Source organism: Pseudomonas sp. NPDC087598, assembly GCF_044743525.1.
Classification (GTDB): Bacteria; Pseudomonadota; Gammaproteobacteria; order Pseudomonadales; family Pseudomonadaceae; genus Aquipseudomonas.
This window is the reverse complement of the sequence record NZ_JBIUWQ010000006.1, coordinates 16,796-37,453: the sequence shown is the minus strand read 5'-3', so window position 1 is coordinate 37,453 and position 20,658 is coordinate 16,796. Positions and strand designations below refer to the sequence as shown.

Here is a 20,658-nt window from a genome sequence, read left to right as displayed (position 1 = left end):
ACTCGCTCACGTCGTCCAACTTGAACGGCTTGATGATGGCAGTGACTAGCTTCATGAAACTCTCTCCCGAATTGGTGGACTTGCCCCAGGAAAACAAACCCGACTCAAGTCTAAGCGCAGTGCCTGGCTTTGTAACGCATCGCTGACGCCAGCTAACCGCATCAGACGAAACTCCCCGCTTCGCCTGCCGCACTGCATTCGTCACAGCGACTGCATCAGTGCATGGGTCGAAGGTGACTAAGCAGAAACCTTGCCATCTCGCCAAAACCCACTGATTTCAACCCCTTGGCCGCTGCCGCAGACACGCTCGTACAAAAGGCCCGGTGGATACGCACAACAACGGTGCGCTGCCGTCCATCCGTTTGCGCGAAAAGCGTGCATCCCAGCCTGCGCAAATGACTATAGACACTGCGTGATACACTGCCGGCCATTGTTTCCAGGACATCCATCATGCTCGCGCCCAAAGACTTCCTCGACGCCCTGAGCGGCACCGCCTCCCGCCTGTTCAACGGCGAAACGCCGCTGCCGAAAGCCGAAATCGAAAGCCAGTTCAAGATGCTGCTGCAAAGTGCGTTCAGCAAACTGGACCTGGTGAGCCGGGAAGAATTCGACAGCCAGATGGTCGTCCTCGCCCGCACCCGCGCCCGCCTCGAAAGCCTCGAAGCCAAGGTCGCCGAGCTCGAAGCCAAGCTGACGCCGCCCGCCGAATAAGCACGCAATTCACTGTAGGAGCTGCCGAAGGCTGCGATCTTTTGATCTTCAGCCCTTCAATTTTCTCGGCAACGTCCTACAACCTGCACCACCGCCGTCCGATTGCGCCGAAAAGCCCAGGTTTCTAAGCTCACCCGATGCTGAATGTTCAGCACCGGGTTTGGCGACCTGGATAGAGTTCGACGCATTGCGACCATGTTCGTCCCTGGGACTTTTCCCATCTCGAATTATGGCGGCTGTGCGTGGGAGACCTTAGGGTCTGCCGGTTCCGGATTCACCGGTTCGCCAACCTGCGCATAGCTGCCACCCCTATCGTTTGGCGACGATCAGAGGCAGTTTTCTTCATTCGAATTCGAGAACTGCACCATGGAAGAAACCTATTTAAAGCCTTACATCTTCACCCGCCACAAACTCCCCCTCCACGCCCTCCTCATCCAGAACCAACCCTGGTTTTGCGCCCGAGACCTGAGTCGCCTGCTACACATCTACCTCAACGAACGCATGCTGCGAAAACTCGACCCCGACCAACACCAAACCCGCAAAACCCTGATCCACAACCAGATCGAAAACACCCTGCTGATCAGCGAATCCGGCATCTACGCCCTCCTCGTCTACCACTACTGCCCCGAATACCGAGCGCTGCGCGAATGGCTCACCCACCAGGTCATCCCCACCCTGCGCGACACCCAACACCCCAGCACAAGCGAACGTCCACACCTGAGCCTGCTCAGTTGGCCGGACATGACGTTGAGTTTGTTGCACTGGAATAACCAGCCGTGGATACGGTTACAAGATGTGCCACACATGGTGACGGAGCGAGAACAGGTAAACCGTACGGCTGTGAACTCATGGTGGAGAAAGGCTCTGCAATTGATCTGAATTTTTGCGCTGCAACCTCACCAAAGGTCATTTCAGTGATGCCACTGAAATGACCTTTTTTATGTCTTCATTTTCTCCAGCCCCCTACTCCGAAATCCCCCACTCACAGAAGTAACGTCCTACAAAACGCGTCCCCCACGTCTGATTTCGCTGCCCCCTCTCTGCTGGCTATCTTCTGCGACCAGATCCAAACAGATGAAAACAATGAGAAGAAAAGGCAAAGCAACGGATCTTCGTAACCAGACATTCAGATCAAACTCGCGAAAGATCGCCCACAAATTCTTTCTCAAGAACATTGCCCCGAGAATCCCGAATATTGATGCAGCAGCGGTCAAGTTTGAGCCAATTACCCCAGCAGCGATAACGCAATACTTTCTCTGGGAGGGGCCAACAATTTTCCCTTGGAATGACGTTGCAGACTGGAAAAGTAAAGATGCGAAAGGTCTGGATTTGGCGATATGGTACAAACAGATTCTTTGCGGCATGTGCTATGCGACCCCGCGCGCAAGCTCTATCTGCTTAAAGATTATTCTGTTGGAAGGGCATCCGGACAGTGCGCACCCGCTTCGCGGCAGGATCGCGCCGATTGCTCTGCTTGTCGCAGATCACTATGCGCGAGCGCTAGGATGCAAAGAAATCGAGATTCAGGATCCTGATCCGAATGTTGTTTTTTACTACCGAAAACTGGGGTTCGAATTCGACCACACCAACCGGCTTGTCATTTCTGTGGACGGTCAATAACATCGAAATCAACAACCCAATCGCACGAGGTGCGTATGAGCCCAAAAAAGCGAAAGGCAAAGCTTCTTCAGATTGTTGAACTACATCTCGAAGCACTGCGGTTGGCTGGGGATATGTCAGCCAACCAACGGCGATTTATTGAAGTTGCTGTTACATGTGGGCCAGAGCTTGAGCCAAGCGGCCCGCTGGCCGGTAGAAGATCCTGAGTCAAAAATAAAAAAGGCGTCCATAGGACGCCTTTTTTGTGTTTGGAGGAGTAGTCGCAGCGATTCTTTAGCTCCTGGCTTTACGGCCTTGGGTTCAGAATCCGACAGGCTAGCCCGTCGTCACTACTTCAGAGAAACCAGCTTTCTCTGCTGCCAAAAATGCGGGGGAGCTTTTACTGGTGCCCAGTCCCGACGAATGCGCAGTTGCAGTCCTCGAGCGTGAGGATCCTTCAGTACCGCTCAGGAGTCAAAGCTCATTTACGATCGAGAGCAGCGCCAAAACCCTCATCTATGCCGGTATAAAGTATTGCCTTTCCGACTCCTCACACCCTGAACTGGCCATCTCCAACGTCCTTCACTAACGCAAGCACAGTCCTACGAGGACCGTCCCCTACGTCTGATTACGTAAGCATCAATGCCTTCGATATCGTCTGCATATTGATCCCGACAGAACAAGACGATGCGAAGAAAAGGCAAAGGTACCGAGCTTCGAAATCAGACGCTCAAATCTGAATCGCGCAAACTCGCACATCAGACAATGTCCATGGATCCAGAAGCCCTGGCAGCTGGAGTTGATGCTCTATCACTCAGGATCGATCCGATTACTGCAGTAGCAATCAACGCATTCCACCAGTGGACCGGCCCCGTTGGGTATCCCTGGGACGCTGTTTTGGACTGGAAGACCAAAGATGCAAAAGGGCTGGACTTGGCGTTCTGGTACGAAGAAGAACTGTCCGGACTGTGCTACGCAACGCCGCGAAGAAGCACGATCTGTATGAAAATCGTCCTTTTGCAGGGACACACCTGCAAGACAATTACCTTGCGGGGCTGGATCGCTCCGATGGCATTGCTGACAACAGAGTTCTACGCCCGGAAGCTGGGGTGCACGCAAATCGAAGTACAAGAGCCAGACTCAGGCGCCATCCCTTACTATCAAACGCTGGGATTTTATTTTGATACAACCGGTCGCCTTGTCTTTCCATTGGACGACCAATAAGATCGAATCAAGCATCCCGGCACGTGAGGTGTTTATGAAGCAGAAGAAGCAGCAAACCCAACCGGCACGGGTTTCCAAACCGGGTACCGAGGCACTCGGTCTGCCGGACAGAATTTCAGCCAGTCAGCGGCATTTTCTGAAAGTGGCCGCGACCTATGGCAAGGAAATGGAGCCCGATGGTTGGCTTGCCGGTGGTGGAACCTGAGTACCGCAAAAATGACCGCCTAACAGGCGGTTTTTTTATGCCTGAGGATTAGTGCCTTCAGCAACATCCAGTGAAAGTTCGCCCTTAAAACTGTCCGACCAACGCCCTCTCCCCAGACTACCCTTCAAAAACCCGCAGGAAGCGGCCCCCGATTCAGCTCAAGGAACGACCATGTCCCTCTCCATCGTCCACAGTCGCGCCCAGATTGGCGTGGATGCTCCCGCCGTCACCGTCGAAGTTCATCTGGCCAACGGTCTGCCGTCGCTGACCATGGTCGGCCTGCCCGAGGCGGCGGTGAAGGAGAGCAAGGATCGGGTGCGCAGCGCGATCATCAATTCCGGGCTGCAGTTTCCGGCGCGGCGGATCACCTTGAATCTGGCGCCGGCAGATCTGCCCAAGGATGGCGGGCGGTTTGATCTGGCGATTGCCTTGGGGATTCTGTCGGCGAGTGTGCAGGTGCCGTGTCTGACGCTCGATGACGTGGAATGTCTGGGTGAGTTGGCGTTGTCCGGGGCTGTACGAGCGGTGCGTGGCGTGTTGCCGGCAGCACTGGCGGCGCGCAAGGCGGGTCGGGCGCTGGTGGTGCCGCGGGCGAATGCCGAGGAAGCGTGTCTGGCCTCGGGTTTGAAGGTGTACGCAGTGGATCATCTGCTGGAAGCAGTGGCGCATTTCAACGGGCATACGCCGGTGGAACCTTATGTTTCGGACGGCTTGATTCATGCCGCCAGACCCTATCCCGATCTCAACGAAGTGCAGGGGCAAATGGCAGCCAAACGTGCGCTGCTGATCGCGGCGGCGGGCGCGCACAACCTGTTGTTCAGCGGGCCACCCGGGACCGGCAAGACGCTGCTGGCCAGTCGCTTGCCGGGTTTGCTGCCACCGCTGTCCGAATGCGAAGCGCTGGAAGTGGCAGCGATTCAATCCGTTGCCAGCGGCGCACCATTGACCCATTGGCCGCAACGTCCCTTCCGCCAGCCGCACCATTCGGCCTCCGGTCCAGCGCTGGTCGGTGGCAGCTCAAAACCGCAACCCGGCGAAATCACCCTCGCCCATCACGGCGTGCTTTTTCTCGATGAACTGCCGGAGTTTGATCGCAAGGTGCTGGAAGTTTTACGAGAGCCTTTGGAGTCGGGGTTCATCGTGATCGCCCGGGCCAAGGATCGCGTGCGCTTTCCGGCGCGATTTCAGTTGGTGGCGGCAATGAATCCGTGTCCCTGTGGATATCTTGGCGAACCGAGCGGCAAGTGTTCTTGTACACCGGACATGGTGCAGCGTTATCGCAACAAACTGTCGGGGCCGTTGCTGGATCGGATCGATCTGCACCTGACGGTCGCGCGGGAGGCGACAGCGTTGAATCCAGAGGTGAAACCAGGAGAGGACAGTGCCAGTGCGGCGGCCGTCGTGGCCGAGGCACGGGAACGCCAGCAGAAACGTCAGGGTTGCGCCAATGCGTTTCTCGATCTGCCGGGGTTGAAGCGCCACTGCAAGTTATCCACAGCCGATGAGAAATGGCTTGAGTCAGCCTGCGAACGCCTGACCCTGTCACTGCGCTCGGCGCACCGGTTGCTCAAGGTCGCCAGGACGTTGGCCGATCTGAGCCAGGAAAAAGACATCAAGCGCGAACACCTGGCGGAGGCTTTGCAGTACCGGCCGGCAACACAATGAACATCGGCGCTGCTCGTAAACGGACGATCCTGAAAATAAACGTCCGAGCGTTGATGGCCATTGGCCGAGATGTGATATAACGGCGGCGCTCTTTTTGCTAATTATCCGTCTATCGTCAAGACATAGAGCATTATTCAGCGTGGAAATGGAGGCGGGACATCATGGACAAGATTTCTAATGTTTATCAAAGCTGTTCAATTCATTAATTTAAATCCAGACAACTAAAAAGCCCTTGCCCGGCATTATTACTCCGTCTGGCATTGATCTTATTTAAACAAACTTTGAAAGCAAAACCTCATCATGAAAAATGTTTACTTGCTCAGCAACGTGGCGGACGGTGGCAAAACATATCTCGAGTATCTGATTCCAGCGCTTAAATCGCTTCGAGAAAAATATAACTGTATCGTACTCAATACTGATCGTACCGGCTTGAGCAGAGAGGAAGTCGAAGCCGTCCTTGATTTCCCGGTAGAGCAGATTGGCAATGAGTTCATTGCAAGCTTGAAATCGCAGGTTGTCATTTCAAATGATGCCTATGCCGGACGCCTGCTGGATAACTCGAATTTTGGCATCTTCATCAGTCACGGCAATGTCGGGATGCCGACCAAAGACAAGTATTACTACGCCGAGTTGACCTCTTACTGGGATGTGATCATCGCCTCTTCCCGGTCAGGCTTTGATTTGATTACGGCCGGAATGCAGGCATACCGTCGCGACAGAAAGGCCCTGAAGACAATGTTGGTCGATGGACTGGCGTTGCGTTCGGACATGCGCAGCACCAGCCCGGTGGCCACGTTGCCGGTGAAGATTCCCGGTAATTTCGAGTCACCACCGCCATCGACAAAAACCTCGGACGACTATGTCGTAGGGCTTCTGCCGACCCAATTGGGTATCTGCCCGAACGGGGCGACGCTGTATGAGAACCTGCAGACCGTCATCAATGCAGTCAAATCGCAAATTCCCCACGCGACGTTCATCTTGCGTCCGTACATGGCTGAACTTTCCCATCCGACCGTACAGGCTCTGTGCAAAGAGCTGTCTGCCTATGACTGGATAACCATCGACAAGGCAGGCACCAGCAGCACGGTTTTCTATGCACAATGCGACACAGTCATTACCGATGCATCCACCGGTGGTGTGTCGTTCATGCTCAACACCTGCAAACTGCCGATTTATTACGTGCCGTTTACTGACGAGAATAATCTCACCGTCAACACCTGGCTGAATCAAATGGACAACTTGTTGCCAATCGCCAGAAGCAGTAATGAGCTCAGAGACATGGCGTTAGGGTTCAGCCTGCTGAAACCAGAAGACAGTTATTACATATACAACAAGTTCTACCAGGCACAGTACAGCGACTTGCCCCTGCCTCAGGAAGTGTTCCACGATTTGATTGAATACCGGCACGAGTCGAAGTATTGCCCGCTCTCGATTGACTCTTTCGGAGACATTAACGAGCGCGACAAACCTTAAAAAAAGCAGGCCTGACCTCATGCGAGGGAACAGCCTGCCGATACATTCCAATCGAACACAAGTCAGAACACTATGAAACGTGATGCTGGTGGACAGGTAATCTGGATTACGGGCCTTTCAGGAGCGGGCAAATCAACGCTGGCCGGTGAGTTCGTTACCAGAATGCGTGCTGAAGGACGCTCGGTCGTAATGCTCGATGGCGATGAATTGCGCGAGGTATTTGGCGCCGCCGCCAGCAGCACGCAAAACCACGGCCGCGAGGGTCGCCTCGCGCTCGCCCTGCAATACGCTCGCCTGTGCAAAATGATCGCTGCGCAGGGACAAACCGTGGTGATCGCCACGATCTCGCTGTTTCGCGAGGTTCACGAGTGGAACCGCGCCCATCTGCCCAATTATTTCGAGATTTATCTGAAGGTGCCCGTCGAGGAGTTGCGTCGCCGCGACCCCAAGGACATCTATCGCCGTTTCGATGCGGGCGAACTGCATAACGTTGCCGGGCTCGACCTGGACATTGATGAACCGCTGGCGGCGGACTGCCTGGTTGAGTTCGATCGCGAACGCTCCAGCCAACGTCTGGCCGATGACTTGCTCCCTAAAATTCTTGGAAGGAACTGACTATGAAAACCGAATGGGACTACACCACCCTGGCCGATGCCTATTTGAAGCGCCCTGATTACGCCGACGCGGCAATCGACGCCATGCTGTCGATTGCCGGTGCCGAGCAAGGCGACAGGTTCTGCGACGTCGGCGCGGGTGTTGCGCACTTGACGCTGATGCTGGCCGCCCGCGGCCTGGATGTCACAGCGGTAGAACCCAACGATGCGATGCGCGCCAACGGCATCAAGCGCACCGCCGAGCTGGCCAATGTCAAATGGCACGAAGGCACCGGTGAAGCCACCGGCCAAGCGGCGCATGCGTTCGACATGGTCACTTTCGGCAGCTCCTTCAATGTTTGCGACCGTCAGCAGGCGCTCAAGGAAACCGCGCGCATTCTCAAGCCACGCGGCTGGTTTGCCTGCATGTGGAACCACCGCAATCTGGAAGACCCGATCCAGGCGCGCATCGAAGCCATCATCAAAGAGCGCGTAGCCGGTTATGGCTACGGCACCCGTCGTGAAGACCAGACCGCCGTGATCGACGCCAGCGAATTGTTCGGCCCGGTCGTGCATCTGGATGCCCGTGTGATTCACGAGCAGTCGATCGAAGAATGCCTCGAAGCCTGGCGCTCGCACGCCACGCTGGAACGTCAGGCTGGCGCCAGCTTCCATGAAGTGATCGCGGCCATCGACGACTACCTGAAAAGCCTGCAGACGCCGTCGATCCAGATCCCCTACTCGACCAACATCTGGGTTGCTCAACTGAGATAACCGCTGATGGCCCTGCATTTCTCAACCAAGGCCGGCACCCTGACCAGCCTGCAAGGGCGGCTCGCCTCGGCGCACATTGCGCCGTTGCTGGCGTTCACTGTGGCGGACTGGCAACTGGATCAGCGCGCCTGCGTTGAGGATATCCAGCGTCGGCTGCCAGCCGCTCCGTGGATCGTACGCTCCAGTTGCGGGCGCGAGGACAGTGCGCAGGCGTCGTTCGCCGGCGCCTTCCTGTCGGTGCCGAATGTCGATGAGGCTGGACTGGTCTCGGCGATCGCACAGGTGATCGCCAGTTACGGCGATGTGCACCTGACTGACGAGATTCTGATTCAACCAATGCTCGGCAATGTGCTGCGCTCCGGCGTGGCCTTCTCTCACGACCCCAACACCTGTGCACCGTATCGCGTGGTGAATTGGTCAGAGGGCGATGACACCGCCGCAGTCACTGGCGGCATGGGTGGCCGGCTCTGGCAGCAGGCGGCGCACAGTGCAGTGGCAGCGCCCTCGTCGCTCGCACCGGTGGTGGCCTTGCTAGAGGAATTGCTCAGCCTGTTTGGTGATCGACCGGTCGACTGCGAGTTCGCGGTCACCCGCGATGCTGAAGGCGAGACACTCTGGCTGCTGCAAGCCCGGCCATTGATTCTGCCGGCGGTGCCTGAGTCCGCGGCCACCCAGTTCGCCCGCTTGCAAAGCATTCAGAGCAAAGTCGAACGGGGCATGCGTGCGCACCCATTTCTGATCGGTCAGCGCACCGTATACGGCGTGATGCCCGACTGGAATCCGGCCGAGATCATCGGTATCCGGCCCAAACCGTTGGCGCTTTCCTTGTATCGGGATCTGGTCACTGACTCGATCTGGGCTTACCAGCGCCACAACTATGGCTACCGTAACTTGCGCAGCTTCCCGCTGATGCCGCATTTTTTCGGTCTGCCGTATATCGATGTGCGCCTGTCGTTCAACTCGTTCATTCCAGCCGACCTTGATGAAGGGCTGGCCGGTCGCCTGGTCGATTACTACATCGATCGCTTGCTGGCGGAACCGACGCTGCACGACAAGGTAGAGTTCGAGATCGTTTTCTCCTGCTACACCCTCGACTTGTCGCAGCAACTGGAACGTTTGCGCAGTGCCGGTTTTCTTGAGCATGAACTGGACGCCATCAGCACCAGTCTGCGCAAGCTGACCAACCGCATCGTGCATCCCAAGGACGGTTTATGGCGCAGCGATGCCAATAAGCTTGAGGTACTCAACGCCCGTCGCGAAGAGTTACTGGCCTCCAATGCCGACCCGCTCGAACGCATCTACTGGCTGCTGGAGGATGCCAAGCGTTATGGCACCCTGCCCTTCGCCGGCCTGGCCCGCGCCGGGTTTGTTGCCGTGCAGATGCTTCGATCGCTGGTCAGCGTCGGCGTATTTTCGCAGGCGGATTACGATGCGTTCATGGCCGGGGTTTCTACGGTCAGCGGGCAGTTGGCGCGTGACCGCGCAACCCTCGACAAAACCACGTTCCTCGCCCGTTACGGGCATTTGCGACCGGGCACTTACGACATCCTCTCGCCGCGTTACGACGAGGCGCCAGAGCTGTATTTCGACTGGACGCAAAGCCCCGCTGCGCCGGAGCCGCTACGACCGTTTTCCCTGACGCTGCCGCAGATGCGCGAAATCGTCAAACAGCTCGAAATCCATGGCCTGCAGCCTGATCCGGTGGGGCTGCTGGACTTCCTGCAGAACGGCATCGAGTTGCGCGAGCTGGCCAAGTTTCACTTCACGCGTAACCTCTCCGATGCCTTGGCCTTGATCGCTCAGGTCGGTGCGCAGTACGGCATTGGTCGCGAGGATCTGGCTTATTGCGACATCAGCGCTTTCCAGGAGCTGCATGTAGCAGCGGCGGACCCGAAAGAACTGCTGTTGCGCAGCATCGAACAAGGCAAGGCGCGTTACGCCGAAACACTCAAGGTGTCGCTGCCGCCGGTGATCACCTGCCCAGAAGATGTCTGGTGTTTCGAGTGGCCGGAGACGGCGCCCAATTTCATTACGCAAAAACGCGTGACTGCGCCGGTGGTGCTCTGTGATGACCGGGAAAAACTCGCCGGGGCGATTGTTTGCATTCCCAACGCCGATCCGGGGTTTGACTGGCTGTTCGCCTACCCGATTGCCGGGCTGATCACTGCGTGGGGCGGGGCCAATTCGCACATGGCGATCCGTGCAGGTGAGCTTGGCTTGCCGGCGGTGATTGGCGCCGGCGAAGTGCTCTACCGTCGCTGGTCGACGGCAGACTTTCTGCACCTCGATTGTCCGGGTCGCCGAGTGGAATTGATGTCATGAAAGTGGTCGCGATCAGCCAACGTGTCGACATGCATCCAGAACGCGGCGAAAGCCGTGACGCGCTGGATCAGCGCCTGATCGCGGTTGTGCAGGCGGCAGGCTTTATCCCTGTGCCAGTGCCAAACGGCTGGCAATCACCCGACGACCTCGATCGTTGGCTGGCAGCGGTTAACCCACAGGCCATCGTGCTGTCGGGCGGCAACGACATCGGTCAGTGCCCGGCTCGCGACCTCACTGAAAGCAGGCTGTTGGACCACGCCCATGCACGCCATCTGCCATTGTTGGGGATTTGCCGGGGTATGCAAATGCTTGCGCACTGGTCGGGTGTCTCGTTGAAACCGGTCACCGGCCACGTACGCACCCGGCATCAGCTATCCGGGCAGATCGTCGCCGAGGTCAATAGCTATCACACCTTCGCCCTCGCCGATTGCCCGCTCGGGTTCGAGGTGCTGGCGCGCAGCGAGGACGGCGAAATCGAAGCGATCCGCCACCTGCAACTACCGTGGCAGGGCTGGATGTGGCACCCGGAGCGTGAAAGCGCTTTCGCGGTGCACGACCTTCAGCGTCTGCAGCGCCTGTTTGGCGAAACCGATTCCAATGAAGAATTCACGGGATAGACCTGTAGTGAAAGCCATTATTCTGGCTGCCGGACGTGGCAGCCGCATGAAAAGCCTCACCGATGAACGCCCAAAATGTCTGGTCGAGTTGCGCGGTAAACCACTGCTGGAATGGCAGTTGGAGTCATTGCGGGCAGCGGGTATCAGCGACATCGCGGTGGTGACCGGTTACAGGCGCGAGCTGCTGGCAGAGCGTGGTCTGAGCGAGTTTCACAACCCGCGCTGGGCCGAGACCAATATGGTTTCGTCACTGGCCTGCGCCGAGTCCTGGCTTCAGGGTCAGCCGTGCATCGTCAGCTATTCGGATATTTTCTACAGCCCTGTGGCCGTGCAGTCGTTGATCAACAGCGACGCGGCGTTGGCCGTAACCTACGACCCCAACTGGTTGCAGCTGTGGACCGAGCGTTTCGGCGACCCATTGCTGGATGCCGAAACCTTTCGCCTGACCGCCGCGCACACGCTGGCCGAAATCGGCAACAAGCCGCAATCGGTGGATGACGTTCAGGGTCAGTACATGGGGCTTTTGCGCTTCACTCCCGAAGGCTGGGCGGAAGTCGTGCGACTGCGTGCCGAACTGTCGCCGCAGCAACGCGACAGCATGCACATGACCAACACTCTGCAACGCGTCATCGATGCCGGTCGGGTGCCAATTGAAGCTGTCGCCTACACCGGCGAATGGGGAGAGGTCGACTCCAGTGAGGACCTCTCGGTGTATCAATAAGGCACCGGCGCCTTAACGGAACCGGTCAACCTCCTGACGCAGTTCGGCCGCCAAACCTTCCAGTTCCTTGGCGGTCACGGCCAGGTTGGACACCACTTCTCGCTGCTCACTGTTGGCCATCGCAATGCTCTGCAAATTGCTGCTCAACAACGTCGCAGTGCTGCTCTGCTCCTGAGTCGCCGTGGTAATCGCAGCAAACTGCTGCCCCGCCGAACGGCTCTGCTCATCGATACGCGCCAGCGCCGACGCCACGTTGGCGTTGCGCGACAAGCCTTCCTGCATCAGCACATTGCCCTGCTCCATGGTGCTGATCGCGTTGCCGGTTTCCTGCTGGATACTGTGGATCATGCTGGAAATTTCATCGGTGGCCTGACGAGTACGCGAGGCCAGGCTGCGCACTTCATCCGCCACCACGGCGAAGCCGCGACCTTGTTCACCGGCACGTGCCGCTTCAATCGCCGCGTTGAGTGCCAACAGGTTGGTTTGTTCGGCAATCGAGGTAATCACGCCGACGATGCCACCGATTTCCTGCGAGCGCTGACCGAGGGTGTTGATCACGGTGGCGGTACTGTTCAGAGCGCCAGCGATTTGCTCCAGCGAGGACGACGCTTCTTCCATCGAACTGCGACCGATCTGCGTTTGCTGAGCGTTTTCCTGCGCCAGACGCTGGGTCGCGCCCATATTGTCGGCAATGTTCAGCGAGGTCGCGCTGAACTCTTCCACCGCACCGGCCATGCTGGTGATTTCGCCGGACTGCTGCTCCATGCCTTCGTATGCGCCGCCGGACAAACCGGACAACGCCTGCGCACGGCTGTTAACTTCTTGCGAGGCACGACGGATGTGCTCAACCATAGTCGATAAAGCCTGACTCATCTGGTTGAACGCGCGCGACAGTTGACCGATCTCATCGTTGCTCGACACGTTCATACGCACGCTCAGATCACCGGCGCCCAGAGCTTCAGCCTGTCGTACCAGATCGCTCAGCGGCGCCAGTTTGCTGCGCAGCAGCCACACCACCGAACCCACCGCCAGCAACATCGCCAACAGGCTGCCAATGGCCAGTTGCGTACCGACGCTCCAGGTCACGGCGCGAATTTCCGACTTCGGCATGCTCGCCACGACCGACCACGGCCCGCCATCGAACGGCACGGCAATGCTGTAGAAGTCCTCCGACTTGTCGCTCCAGAACTCGCCTTTGCCCGGGGTCTTCACCAGACCATTGATCACCGGTACGGCTTGATCCAGCGCCTGCACGCCCGCTGGCGGAACCAGCCATTTGTTCTGCTCATCCAGCAACGCCAGCGAACCACTCTGGCCGATGCGGAAACGCTTGAGGTTGTCGAACTGAATATTCTGCGCGTCTGTGTAATCGAAGCCGACGAACAGCACGGCAATCACCTTGCCGCTGCCATCACGCACCGGGGTGTATTGGGTCATGTAGGAGCGATCAAACAACAAGGCGCGGCCGACATACCCCTGCCCCGCCATCAACTTCGCGTAAGCCGGGTGCGCGTGATCGAGCAAGGTGCCGATGGCGCGGGTGCCGTCCTGTTTGGTCAGCGAGGTGCTGACCCGCACAAAGTCTTCGCCACTGCGCACGAACAGCGTGGCGACGCCCGCCGTCATCTGCTTGAACTCGTCGACTTCCTTGAAGTTGTTGTTCAACACTTCGCTGCCCAGGTGCAGGCCCGGGGTCTGGGTGCCGGCAACGGTCACCGGCTCACTCGGGTGAATGCTCAGACCTGCGCTGAAGCGCTTCTCGAACAACCCGCTCAGACGTTGCGTGCTTTCACGCAACGTGCCGTGAAAGGTGCTCAGTTGGTCGGCCAGCAGCCGCGCCTCACTGGCCAGATGCTCTTCACGGGTGGCGAGGTTGGCGGTATCCAGCGAACGCAGGGCGAACACCGTACTGCCGCTGATGACGATCGCCAGAATCACAGCGAGCGCGAGGCCCAGCTGCGAGGCGATCCGAGCGCGAGGTTGAGACATGGACAGCTCCTGGCCGAACTTTTCGATCCTCCTTGATCGCAGCTCGGATAATTTTCTAATAGTGGGGGTGGCTCGTGGATACCGGCACGACGGTTCCACTTGCTCGTAGTCGGCGGAAAACCCGAATACTTGAGCACTCAGCAGGGTTATGGCAGAAGGCCGGCATTGTGGCGGCTCGAACGTTTCAGCTCAAGCGCTTGACTGCCGGCAGCGCCATGGCACGGACTTCGCCTTGCAGGAAGTCGCTGAGGCGGCGCAAACGTTCGCCTCCCGGGCGAGTTTTTGGCCACACCAGGTAATAATTCAATCCGCTGGCGACCGCTGTCGGCCACGGCAGACTCAAACGTCCCTGCGCCACATCCTCGGCGACCATCAGCAGATCGCCCATCGACACGCCGTACCCACGAGCCGCCGCGATCATGCCCAATTCCAGCGTATCGAAGACCTGCCCGCCCTTGAGCGATACCTGATCGGACAGCCCCATGTGCTCCAGCCAACTGCGCCAGTCGCGGCGATCCGGGGTCGGGTGCAGCAACTCGGCACTGGCCAGTCGCGCCACGTCCCAGGGCTGATCGTTCAGCAGGTTCGGCGCGCCGACCGGAATCAGCTCCTCGGGAAACAGCAGGCTGGCCTCCCAGTCCGGCGGAAAATGCCCATCACTGAGCAGCACCGCGCAATCGAAGGGCTCATGGTTGAAGTCCACCGAATCCACGTCCATCCAGGCACTGGTCAGTTGCACTTCATTGCCCGGCTGCAGATGGCGGAAGCGACTGAGCCGCGCCAGCAGCCAGCGCATGGTCAGGGTCGACGGCGCTTTCATACGCAGGATGTCATCCTCGGCGCGCAAGGTGTTACAGGCGCGCTCAAGGGCGGTGAAACCTTCGCGAATACCGGGCAACAGCATCCGCGCCGATTCGGTCAGTTGCAGATTGCGCCCGCTGCGGTGAAATAGCCGACAGGCGAAATGTTCTTCAAGCGTACGAATGTGTCGACTGACCGCACTCTGGGTAATCGACAGCTCCTCGGCTGCGCGCGTGAACGAGCTGTGCCGCGCCGCCGCTTCAAATGCGCGCAGGGCATACAACGGAGGAAGTCGACGGGACATGCACAAAGCTCCTGTGGCGGGATATCGACAACTTAGCAGAATCTTCTCAGGATGAGTTTTAATCATGCCACCCATCCTTTTTATCCCTTTGTGAAAGCGCGTTCAAACCCCGAGAATCGACGGTCTCCTGTTCCCTCTATCGATGAGTGGTGATGACCATGCAACATCCTGTGCGTACCGAACTCTGGGCCATTCTGCGGCTGTCGGGGCCGCTGATTGCTTCACAGTTGGCGCACATGTTGATGGTGCTGACCGACACCCTGATGATGGCACGCATCAGCCCCGAAGCCCTGGCCGGCGGCGGGTTGGGCGCAGCGAGCTATTCGTTTGTGTCGATCTTCTGCATCGGCGTGATTGCGGCGGTCGGTACGCTGGTGGCGATCCGTCAGGGCGCCGGCGACATCATCGGTGCCGCGCGGCTGACTCAGGCCGGATTGTGGCTGGCGTGGCTGATGGCACTGGGTGCCGGGTTGCTGCTGTGGAATCTGAAGCCGCTGTTGCTGCTGTTCGGCCAGACCGAAACCAACGTCACCGCAGCCGGACAATTCCTGATCGCCTTGCCCTTCGCCCTGCCCGGCTATCTGAGCTTCATGGCCCTGCGCGGCTTCACCAGTGCGATTGGCCGCGCGACGCCGGTGATGGTCATCAGCCTCGGCGGTACGGTGGCCAACTTCCTGCTCAATTACGCACTGATCACCGGCATGTTCGGCCTGCCGAAACTGGGCTTGATGGGCATCGGTCTGGTCACGGCGATTGTCGCCAACTGCATGGCGCTCGCGCTGGCCTGGCACATCCGGCGGCACCCGGCGTATGACGCTTATCCGTTGCGCGCCGGTCTGTCGCGGCTAAACATGCAGTACCTGAAAGAGCTGTGGCGCCTCGGCCTGCCAATCGGCGGCACCTACGCGGTTGAGGTCGGACTCTTCGCCTTCGCGGCGCTGTGCATGGGCACCATGGGCAGCACACAAATGGGCGCGCACCAGATCGCCCTGCAGATCGTTTCGGTGGCGTTCATGGTGCCGGCCGGCATGTCGTACGCGATCACCATGCGCATCGGCCAGCATTACGGCGCCGGGCAATTGAACGTTGCGCGCATGTCAGGCCGGGTCGGCATCGTATTCGGTGCGGTGGTGATGCTGGGTTTTGCCATGGTGTTCTGGCTGTTGCCGAATCAATTGGTCGGCTTGTTCCTTGATCACAATGATCCGGCGTTTGCCGAAGTGATTCGATTGGCGGTGAGCCTGCTGGCAGTGGCGGCGTGGTTCGAACTGTTTGACGGCACGCAGACGATTGCCATGGGCTGCATCCGTGGGCTCAAGGACGCGAAGACCACGTTTCTGGTCGGGCTCGGTTGCTATTGGCTGATCGGCGCGCCGGCGGCGTGGTGGATGGCGTTCCATTTGAACTGGGGGCCGACGGGGGTCTGGTGGGGATTGGCGCTGGGGTTGGCATGTGCGGCGGTGAGTTTGACGCTGGCGTTTGAGTGGAAGATGAAGCGGATGATTCGGCGTGAGCCTGCGCCATCAAATCGGTTCACAGTCGCTCAGACCGACTGAGATCCCTTGTAGGAGTGAGCCTGCTCGCGATCGCGCTGTGTCAGATAAATCATCATTATCTGACACAGCGCGATCGCGAGCAGGCTCACTCCTACAGGGATAGGTGTTTAGCTGACAATTTCCAGGGCTGGCTGCTGGCTTGAGCCAAACGTCAGGTATTCAACCAATTCCGCCAACGGCAACGGCCGGCTGATCAGATACCCCTGCACCTGATCGCAGCCAAACCCGCGCAGCAAATCGAGCTGTTCCGGCGTTTCCACCCCTTCGGCCACCACTTCCAGATGCAGGTTGTGCGCGAGGTTGATCATCGCGTGCACCAGTTTGCGATTCTCTTCGCGTTTCTCCATACCGCCGACAAAGCTCTTGTCGATCTTCAGCAAGGTGATCGGCAGGCTGTTGAGGTGCACGAACGACGAGAACCCGGTGCCGAAGTCATCCAGCGAGAAGCGCACACCGAGGCGACCGAGAGCGTCCATGGTCTGCTTGACCAGATCGCTGCGCCGCATCACCGCGGTTTCGGTCAGCTCGAACTCCAGCCACTGCGCCTCGACACCTCGTTCGGCAATCAGACGGCTGAGGGTAGGCAGCAACTGGCTGTCCTGAAACTGGCGGAAGGACAGGTTGATCGCCATGTGCAGCGCCGGCAAACCGTGCTCGCGCAGGGCCTGCATGTCACGCAGCGCGCGGGAAATCACCCAGTAACCCAGCGGCACAATCAGGCCACTCTGCTCGGCCAGCGGCACGAACTCGCTTGGTGGCAGCAAGCCGCGCTCACTATGACGCCAGCGCACCAAGGCTTCGAGGCCGACGATCTGGCCATCCTCAAGATTCAGCCGTGGCTGGTAGTGCAGCTCCAGTTCATCGCGGCGCAAGGCCCGGCGCAGTTCACTTTCGAGGTCGGCCATGCTCCGCGCGTTGCGATTGATGCGTTCATTGAAGATATTGAAGGTGCAGCCCTGGGTACTTTTCGCCTGTTGCATGGCGATGTGCGCGTGCCACATCAGCGGGTCGGCGCCGCCTTGCGCACGAGCATGAGCGATACCGAGGCTGGAGCCGATCAGCAGGCTTTCGCCGTCGACCCAGTAGGGTTCAGACAAGGCTTCGGTGATGCGCTCAGCCATCCACTCGGCGCGTTGCGGTGCGCGGCGGGTGTCGATCAACAGGGCGAATTCATCACTGCCCAGGCGCGCCAGTTGATCGCCGGCCTCCAGCTGACTTTTCAGCCGCGAGACGACTTGCAGGATCAAGCGGTCGCCGGCCTGATGGCCGAGGGCGTCGTTGGCGTGACGAAAATTATCGAGGTCGAGATGCCCAAGGGCCAGGCCACGACCGTCACCTTCGGCAAGGCGCGCGGTGAGCAAAGTCTGGAACCCCTGACGGTTGGCGATACCGGTCAACGGGTCCTGTTCGGCGAGGCGTTGCAGAGTGTTTTCGAGAACGCCGCGTTCGCGCACATGGCGCAGGCAACGCCGCAGCATGCCGGCATCGAGAACATCGAACACCAGCCAGTCACTGACACCAACCGGCGCGGTGTCCGGTTCGTGTTCCAGCAGCAATACCGTTGGCAGGCTGCAACGGCCGGGTGCCGGTTGCAGCGCGGGAACCGTCAACAACACCGCGTGGCGGTTGTCTTCGAACAAACTGCTGACCGACTCCCAGCTCGGCGCGCTGATCAGCACCGCCGCGCTCCCCATAGGAGCCAGACACTCGCGCAATAACGCTGTCCACGCTGGCTCTTCGGCCAGTAGCAGCAAACGCAAGGGTTCGACAGGCGTAGACAAGCTAGCTCCCTAGACTCTGCAATGATTATGTGGGCGGGGCATTATGCCGTTGCCTGCAACAATGACCAAATGACAACGATTATCAAAACGTTATTTTGTGTCATGAATGAGAACATTAGCCGCAAAATCTCCGCGCATCCTGCGTGAAAGTAACAAAACCGGCAAATTTGAATCGCGTGGTGCGTCACAAGTCGGACAGAGCAGCACAAATCTCTGAGCCTGTTAAAATGCCGGCCCATTTCGTCAACGACTCCCGAATTTTCGTATGTCCCGACTCAATCCCCGGCAGCAAGAAGCCGTGAACTACGTCGGCGGCCCTCTATTGGTGCTCGCCGGTGCTGGCTCCGGCAAGACCAGCGTGATCACGCGCAAAATCGCGCACCTGATCCAGAACTGCGGCATCCGCGCCCAGTACATCGTCGCCATGACCTTTACCAACAAGGCCGCGCGCGAGATGAAAGAGCGGGTCGGCACCCTGCTGCGTGCCGGCGAAGGTCGCGGCCTGACGGTCTGCACCTTCCACAACCTCGGTCTGAACATCATCCGCAAGGAACACGCGCGGCTGGGCTACAAACCCGGTTTCTCGATCTTCGACGAAACCGATGTCAAAGCGCTGATGACCGACATCATGCAGAAGGAATACGCGGGCGACGACGGCGTCGACGAGATCAAGAACATGATCGGCGCCTGGAAAAACGACCTGATCCTGCCGCCTCAGGCGCTGGAAAATGCGCGTAATCCAAAAGAACAGACTGCCGCCATCGTCTACACCCACTACCAGCGCACGCTCAAGGCGTTCAACGCGGTGGACTTTGACGACTTGATCCTGCTGCCGGTGAAACTCTTCGAAGAGCACGCCGACATCCTCGAAAAGTGGCAGAACAAGGTTCGCTATCTGCTCGTCGACGAATACCAGGACACCAACGCCAGCCAATACCTGCTGGTGAAGATGCTGATCGGCAAGCGCAACCAGTTCACCGTGGTAGGCGACGACGACCAGTCGATTTATGCCTGGCGCGGTGCGCGGCCGGAAAACCTGATGCTGCTCAAGGACGACTATCCGTCCCTGAAAGTGGTGATGCTCGAGCAGAACTACCGCTCCACCAGCCGCATCCTGCGTTGCGCCAACGTGCTGATCTCGAACAACCCGCACGAATTCGAGAAGCAACTGTGGAGTGAGATGGGCCACGGCGACGAGATCCGCGTGATCCGTTGCCGCAACGAGGACGCCGAAGCCGAGCGCGTGGCGATGGAGATCCTCAGCCTGCACTTGCGCACCGACCGCCCGTACAGCGACTTCGCGATCCTCTATCGCGGTAACTATCAGGCCAAGCTGATCGAGCTGAAACTGCAGCACCATCAGGTGCCGTACCGCCTGAGCGGTGGCAACAGCTTCTTCGGCCGCCAGGAAGTGAAGGACCTGATGGCCTACTTCCGCCTGATCGTGAACCCGGATGACGACAACGCCTTCCTGCGCGTGATCAACGTGCCGCGCCGCGAAATCGGCTCGACCACCCTGGAAAAACTCGGCAACTACGCCACCGAACGCAAGATCTCGATGTACGCCGCCACCGACGAAATCGGTCTGGGCGAACATCTGGACAGCCGCTTCACCGATCGCCTGTCGCGCTTCAAGCGCTTCATGGACAAGGTCCGCGAGCAGTGCGCCGGCGAAGACCCGATCTCCGCGCTGCGCAGCATGGTCATGGACATCGACTACGAGAACTGGCTGCGCACCAACAGCTCCAGCGACAAGGCCGCCGACTACCGGATGAGCAACGTCTGGTTCCTGATCGAGGCGTTGAAAAACACCCTCGAGAAAGACGAAGAAGGCGAAATGACCGTCGAGGACGCCATCGGCAAACTGGTCCTGCGCGACATGCTCGAGCGTCAGCAGGAAGAAGAGGACGGCGCCGAAGGCGTGCAGATGATGACCCTGCATGCGTCCAAGGGTCTGGAATTCCCCTACGTGTTCATCATGGGCATGGAAGAGGAAATCCTCCCGCACCGTTCCAGCATCGAAGCCGACACCATCGAAGAAGAACGCCGCCTGGCCTACGTGGGTATCACCCGTGCGCGTCAGACCCTGGCTTTCACCTTCGCCGCCAAGCGCAAGCAGTACGGCGAAATCATCGATTGCGCGCCCAGCCGCTTCCTCGATGAGCTGCCGCCGGACGATCTGGCATGGGAAGGCAACGACGACACACCGACCGAAGTCAAAGCCGTGCGCGGCAACAACGCATTGGCCGATATACGCGCGATGTTAAAGCGCTAGAATTGACCACTTTTTACTAGACCTTCGGCGCACAAAGCGCCAAATGAG

17 protein-coding genes are annotated in these 20,658 nt (G+C 58.7%); 14 read left to right on the top strand and 3 right to left on the bottom strand.

What is annotated here, in order from left to right:
- Positions 1-450: 450 nt before the first annotated feature.
- From ACIOWE_RS05320 to ACIOWE_RS05265, 12 genes are all read left to right on the top strand, one after another.
- On the top strand, positions 451-711 hold the full coding sequence (locus ACIOWE_RS05320) for an accessory factor UbiK family protein (RefSeq protein WP_401388264.1): 261 nt from the start codon (positions 451-453) through the stop codon (positions 709-711).
- Between the two features lie 366 nt (positions 712-1,077).
- Positions 1,078-1,590 (top strand): Bro-N domain-containing protein, encoded by a 513-nt coding sequence (locus ACIOWE_RS05315; protein WP_401388261.1) that lies wholly within the window; start codon positions 1,078-1,080, stop codon positions 1,588-1,590.
- A gap of 195 nt (positions 1,591-1,785) precedes the next feature.
- Complete coding sequence (locus tag ACIOWE_RS05310) at positions 1,786-2,331, top strand: N-acetyltransferase (protein ID WP_347340310.1); 546 nt, start codon at positions 1,786-1,788, stop codon at positions 2,329-2,331.
- Positions 2,332-3,081: 750 nt separating this feature from the next.
- Positions 3,082-3,534, top strand: a complete 453-nt coding sequence (locus ACIOWE_RS05305) for an N-acetyltransferase (RefSeq protein WP_401388258.1) — start codon at positions 3,082-3,084, stop codon at positions 3,532-3,534.
- Positions 3,535-3,568: 34 nt separating this feature from the next.
- On the top strand, positions 3,569-3,739 hold the full coding sequence (locus ACIOWE_RS05300) for a hypothetical protein (protein ID WP_401388255.1): 171 nt from the start codon (positions 3,569-3,571) through the stop codon (positions 3,737-3,739).
- A 171-nt stretch (positions 3,740-3,910) separates the two neighbouring features.
- Positions 3,911-5,404, top strand: coding sequence for a YifB family Mg chelatase-like AAA ATPase (locus ACIOWE_RS05295; RefSeq protein ID WP_401388252.1), 1,494 nt, complete (start codon positions 3,911-3,913; stop codon positions 5,402-5,404).
- Positions 5,405-5,704: 300 nt separating this feature from the next.
- Positions 5,705-6,877, top strand: coding sequence for a hypothetical protein (locus tag ACIOWE_RS05290; RefSeq protein WP_401388249.1), 1,173 nt, complete (start codon positions 5,705-5,707; stop codon positions 6,875-6,877).
- A gap of 72 nt (positions 6,878-6,949) precedes the next feature.
- Positions 6,950-7,492, top strand: coding sequence for an adenylyl-sulfate kinase (locus tag ACIOWE_RS05285; RefSeq protein WP_401388246.1), 543 nt, complete (start codon positions 6,950-6,952; stop codon positions 7,490-7,492).
- A gap of 2 nt (positions 7,493-7,494) precedes the next feature.
- Positions 7,495-8,244, top strand: coding sequence for a class I SAM-dependent methyltransferase (locus tag ACIOWE_RS05280; protein WP_401388244.1), 750 nt, complete (start codon positions 7,495-7,497; stop codon positions 8,242-8,244).
- Positions 8,245-8,250: 6 nt separating this feature from the next.
- A complete protein-coding gene (locus ACIOWE_RS05275; protein ID WP_401388241.1) occupies positions 8,251-10,566 on the top strand; it encodes a PEP-utilizing enzyme in 2,316 nt (771 codons plus the stop codon).
- On the top strand, positions 10,563-11,183 hold the full coding sequence (locus ACIOWE_RS05270; protein WP_401388238.1) for a gamma-glutamyl-gamma-aminobutyrate hydrolase family protein: 621 nt from the start codon (positions 10,563-10,565) through the stop codon (positions 11,181-11,183). Before ACIOWE_RS05275 ends, ACIOWE_RS05270 begins: the two co-directional genes overlap by 4 nt.
- 7 nt (positions 11,184-11,190) lie before the next feature.
- Entirely contained in the window at positions 11,191-11,904 is a 714-nt protein-coding gene (locus ACIOWE_RS05265; RefSeq protein WP_401388235.1) for a phosphocholine cytidylyltransferase family protein, read from the top strand.
- Between the two features lie 12 nt (positions 11,905-11,916).
- On the opposite strand, the gene ACIOWE_RS05260 is transcribed toward ACIOWE_RS05265, so the two are convergent.
- Together ACIOWE_RS05260 and ACIOWE_RS05255 are read right to left on the bottom strand one after the other, a co-directional pair.
- Positions 11,917-13,893: a methyl-accepting chemotaxis protein gene (locus ACIOWE_RS05260; RefSeq protein WP_401388232.1), complete on the bottom strand. Its 1,977-nt coding sequence runs from the start codon at positions 13,891-13,893 to the stop codon at positions 11,917-11,919.
- A 184-nt stretch (positions 13,894-14,077) separates the two neighbouring features.
- Complete coding sequence (locus ACIOWE_RS05255) at positions 14,078-14,998, bottom strand: LysR substrate-binding domain-containing protein (RefSeq protein WP_401388229.1); 921 nt, start codon at positions 14,996-14,998, stop codon at positions 14,078-14,080.
- Positions 14,999-15,156: 158 nt separating this feature from the next.
- Here ACIOWE_RS05255 and ACIOWE_RS05250 point away from each other — a divergent pair, with 158 nt between their 5' ends.
- Positions 15,157-16,554 carry a NorM family multidrug efflux MATE transporter gene (locus tag ACIOWE_RS05250; protein WP_401388226.1) on the top strand — a complete coding sequence of 466 codons (1,398 nt, stop codon included), beginning with the start codon at positions 15,157-15,159 and terminating at the stop codon, positions 16,552-16,554.
- Between the two features lie 107 nt (positions 16,555-16,661).
- Here ACIOWE_RS05250 and ACIOWE_RS05245 read toward each other — a convergent pair whose 3' ends face one another.
- On the bottom strand, positions 16,662-18,335 hold the full coding sequence (locus tag ACIOWE_RS05245; RefSeq protein WP_401388223.1) for a putative bifunctional diguanylate cyclase/phosphodiesterase: 1,674 nt from the start codon (positions 18,333-18,335) through the stop codon (positions 16,662-16,664).
- Positions 18,336-18,600: 265 nt separating this feature from the next.
- Here ACIOWE_RS05245 and rep point away from each other — a divergent pair, with 265 nt between their 5' ends.
- The gene (gene rep, locus ACIOWE_RS05240) at positions 18,601-20,610 is read left to right on the top strand and encodes a DNA helicase Rep (protein WP_206414469.1); all 2,010 of its coding nucleotides are present in this window, start codon (positions 18,601-18,603) and stop codon (positions 20,608-20,610) included.
- Positions 20,611-20,658: the final 48 nt, after the last annotated feature.

Coding starts and splice junctions, on each gene's coding strand:
- ACIOWE_RS05295 (WP_401388252.1), top strand. CDS start 3,911: ATGTCCCTCTCCATCGTCCACAGTCGCGCCCAGATTGGCGTGGATGCT.
- ACIOWE_RS05285 (WP_401388246.1), top strand. CDS start 6,950: ATGAAACGTGATGCTGGTGGACAGGTAATCTGGATTACGGGCCTTTCA.
- ACIOWE_RS05260 (WP_401388232.1), bottom strand. CDS start 13,893: ATGTCTCAACCTCGCGCTCGGATCGCCTCGCAGCTGGGCCTCGCGCTC.
- ACIOWE_RS05250 (WP_401388226.1), top strand. CDS start 15,157: ATGCAACATCCTGTGCGTACCGAACTCTGGGCCATTCTGCGGCTGTCG.
- ACIOWE_RS05255 (WP_401388229.1), bottom strand. CDS start 14,998: ATGTCCCGTCGACTTCCTCCGTTGTATGCCCTGCGCGCATTTGAAGCG.
- ACIOWE_RS05310 (WP_347340310.1), top strand. CDS start 1,786: ATGAAAACAATGAGAAGAAAAGGCAAAGCAACGGATCTTCGTAACCAG.
- rep (WP_206414469.1), top strand. CDS start 18,601: ATGTCCCGACTCAATCCCCGGCAGCAAGAAGCCGTGAACTACGTCGGC.
- ACIOWE_RS05290 (WP_401388249.1), top strand. CDS start 5,705: ATGAAAAATGTTTACTTGCTCAGCAACGTGGCGGACGGTGGCAAAACA.
- ACIOWE_RS05300 (WP_401388255.1), top strand. CDS start 3,569: ATGAAGCAGAAGAAGCAGCAAACCCAACCGGCACGGGTTTCCAAACCG.
- ACIOWE_RS05315 (WP_401388261.1), top strand. CDS start 1,078: ATGGAAGAAACCTATTTAAAGCCTTACATCTTCACCCGCCACAAACTC.
- ACIOWE_RS05305 (WP_401388258.1), top strand. CDS start 3,082: ATGGATCCAGAAGCCCTGGCAGCTGGAGTTGATGCTCTATCACTCAGG.
- ACIOWE_RS05280 (WP_401388244.1), top strand. CDS start 7,495: ATGAAAACCGAATGGGACTACACCACCCTGGCCGATGCCTATTTGAAG.
- ACIOWE_RS05270 (WP_401388238.1), top strand. CDS start 10,563: ATGAAAGTGGTCGCGATCAGCCAACGTGTCGACATGCATCCAGAACGC.
- ACIOWE_RS05320 (WP_401388264.1), top strand. CDS start 451: ATGCTCGCGCCCAAAGACTTCCTCGACGCCCTGAGCGGCACCGCCTCC.
- ACIOWE_RS05275 (WP_401388241.1), top strand. CDS start 8,251: ATGGCCCTGCATTTCTCAACCAAGGCCGGCACCCTGACCAGCCTGCAA.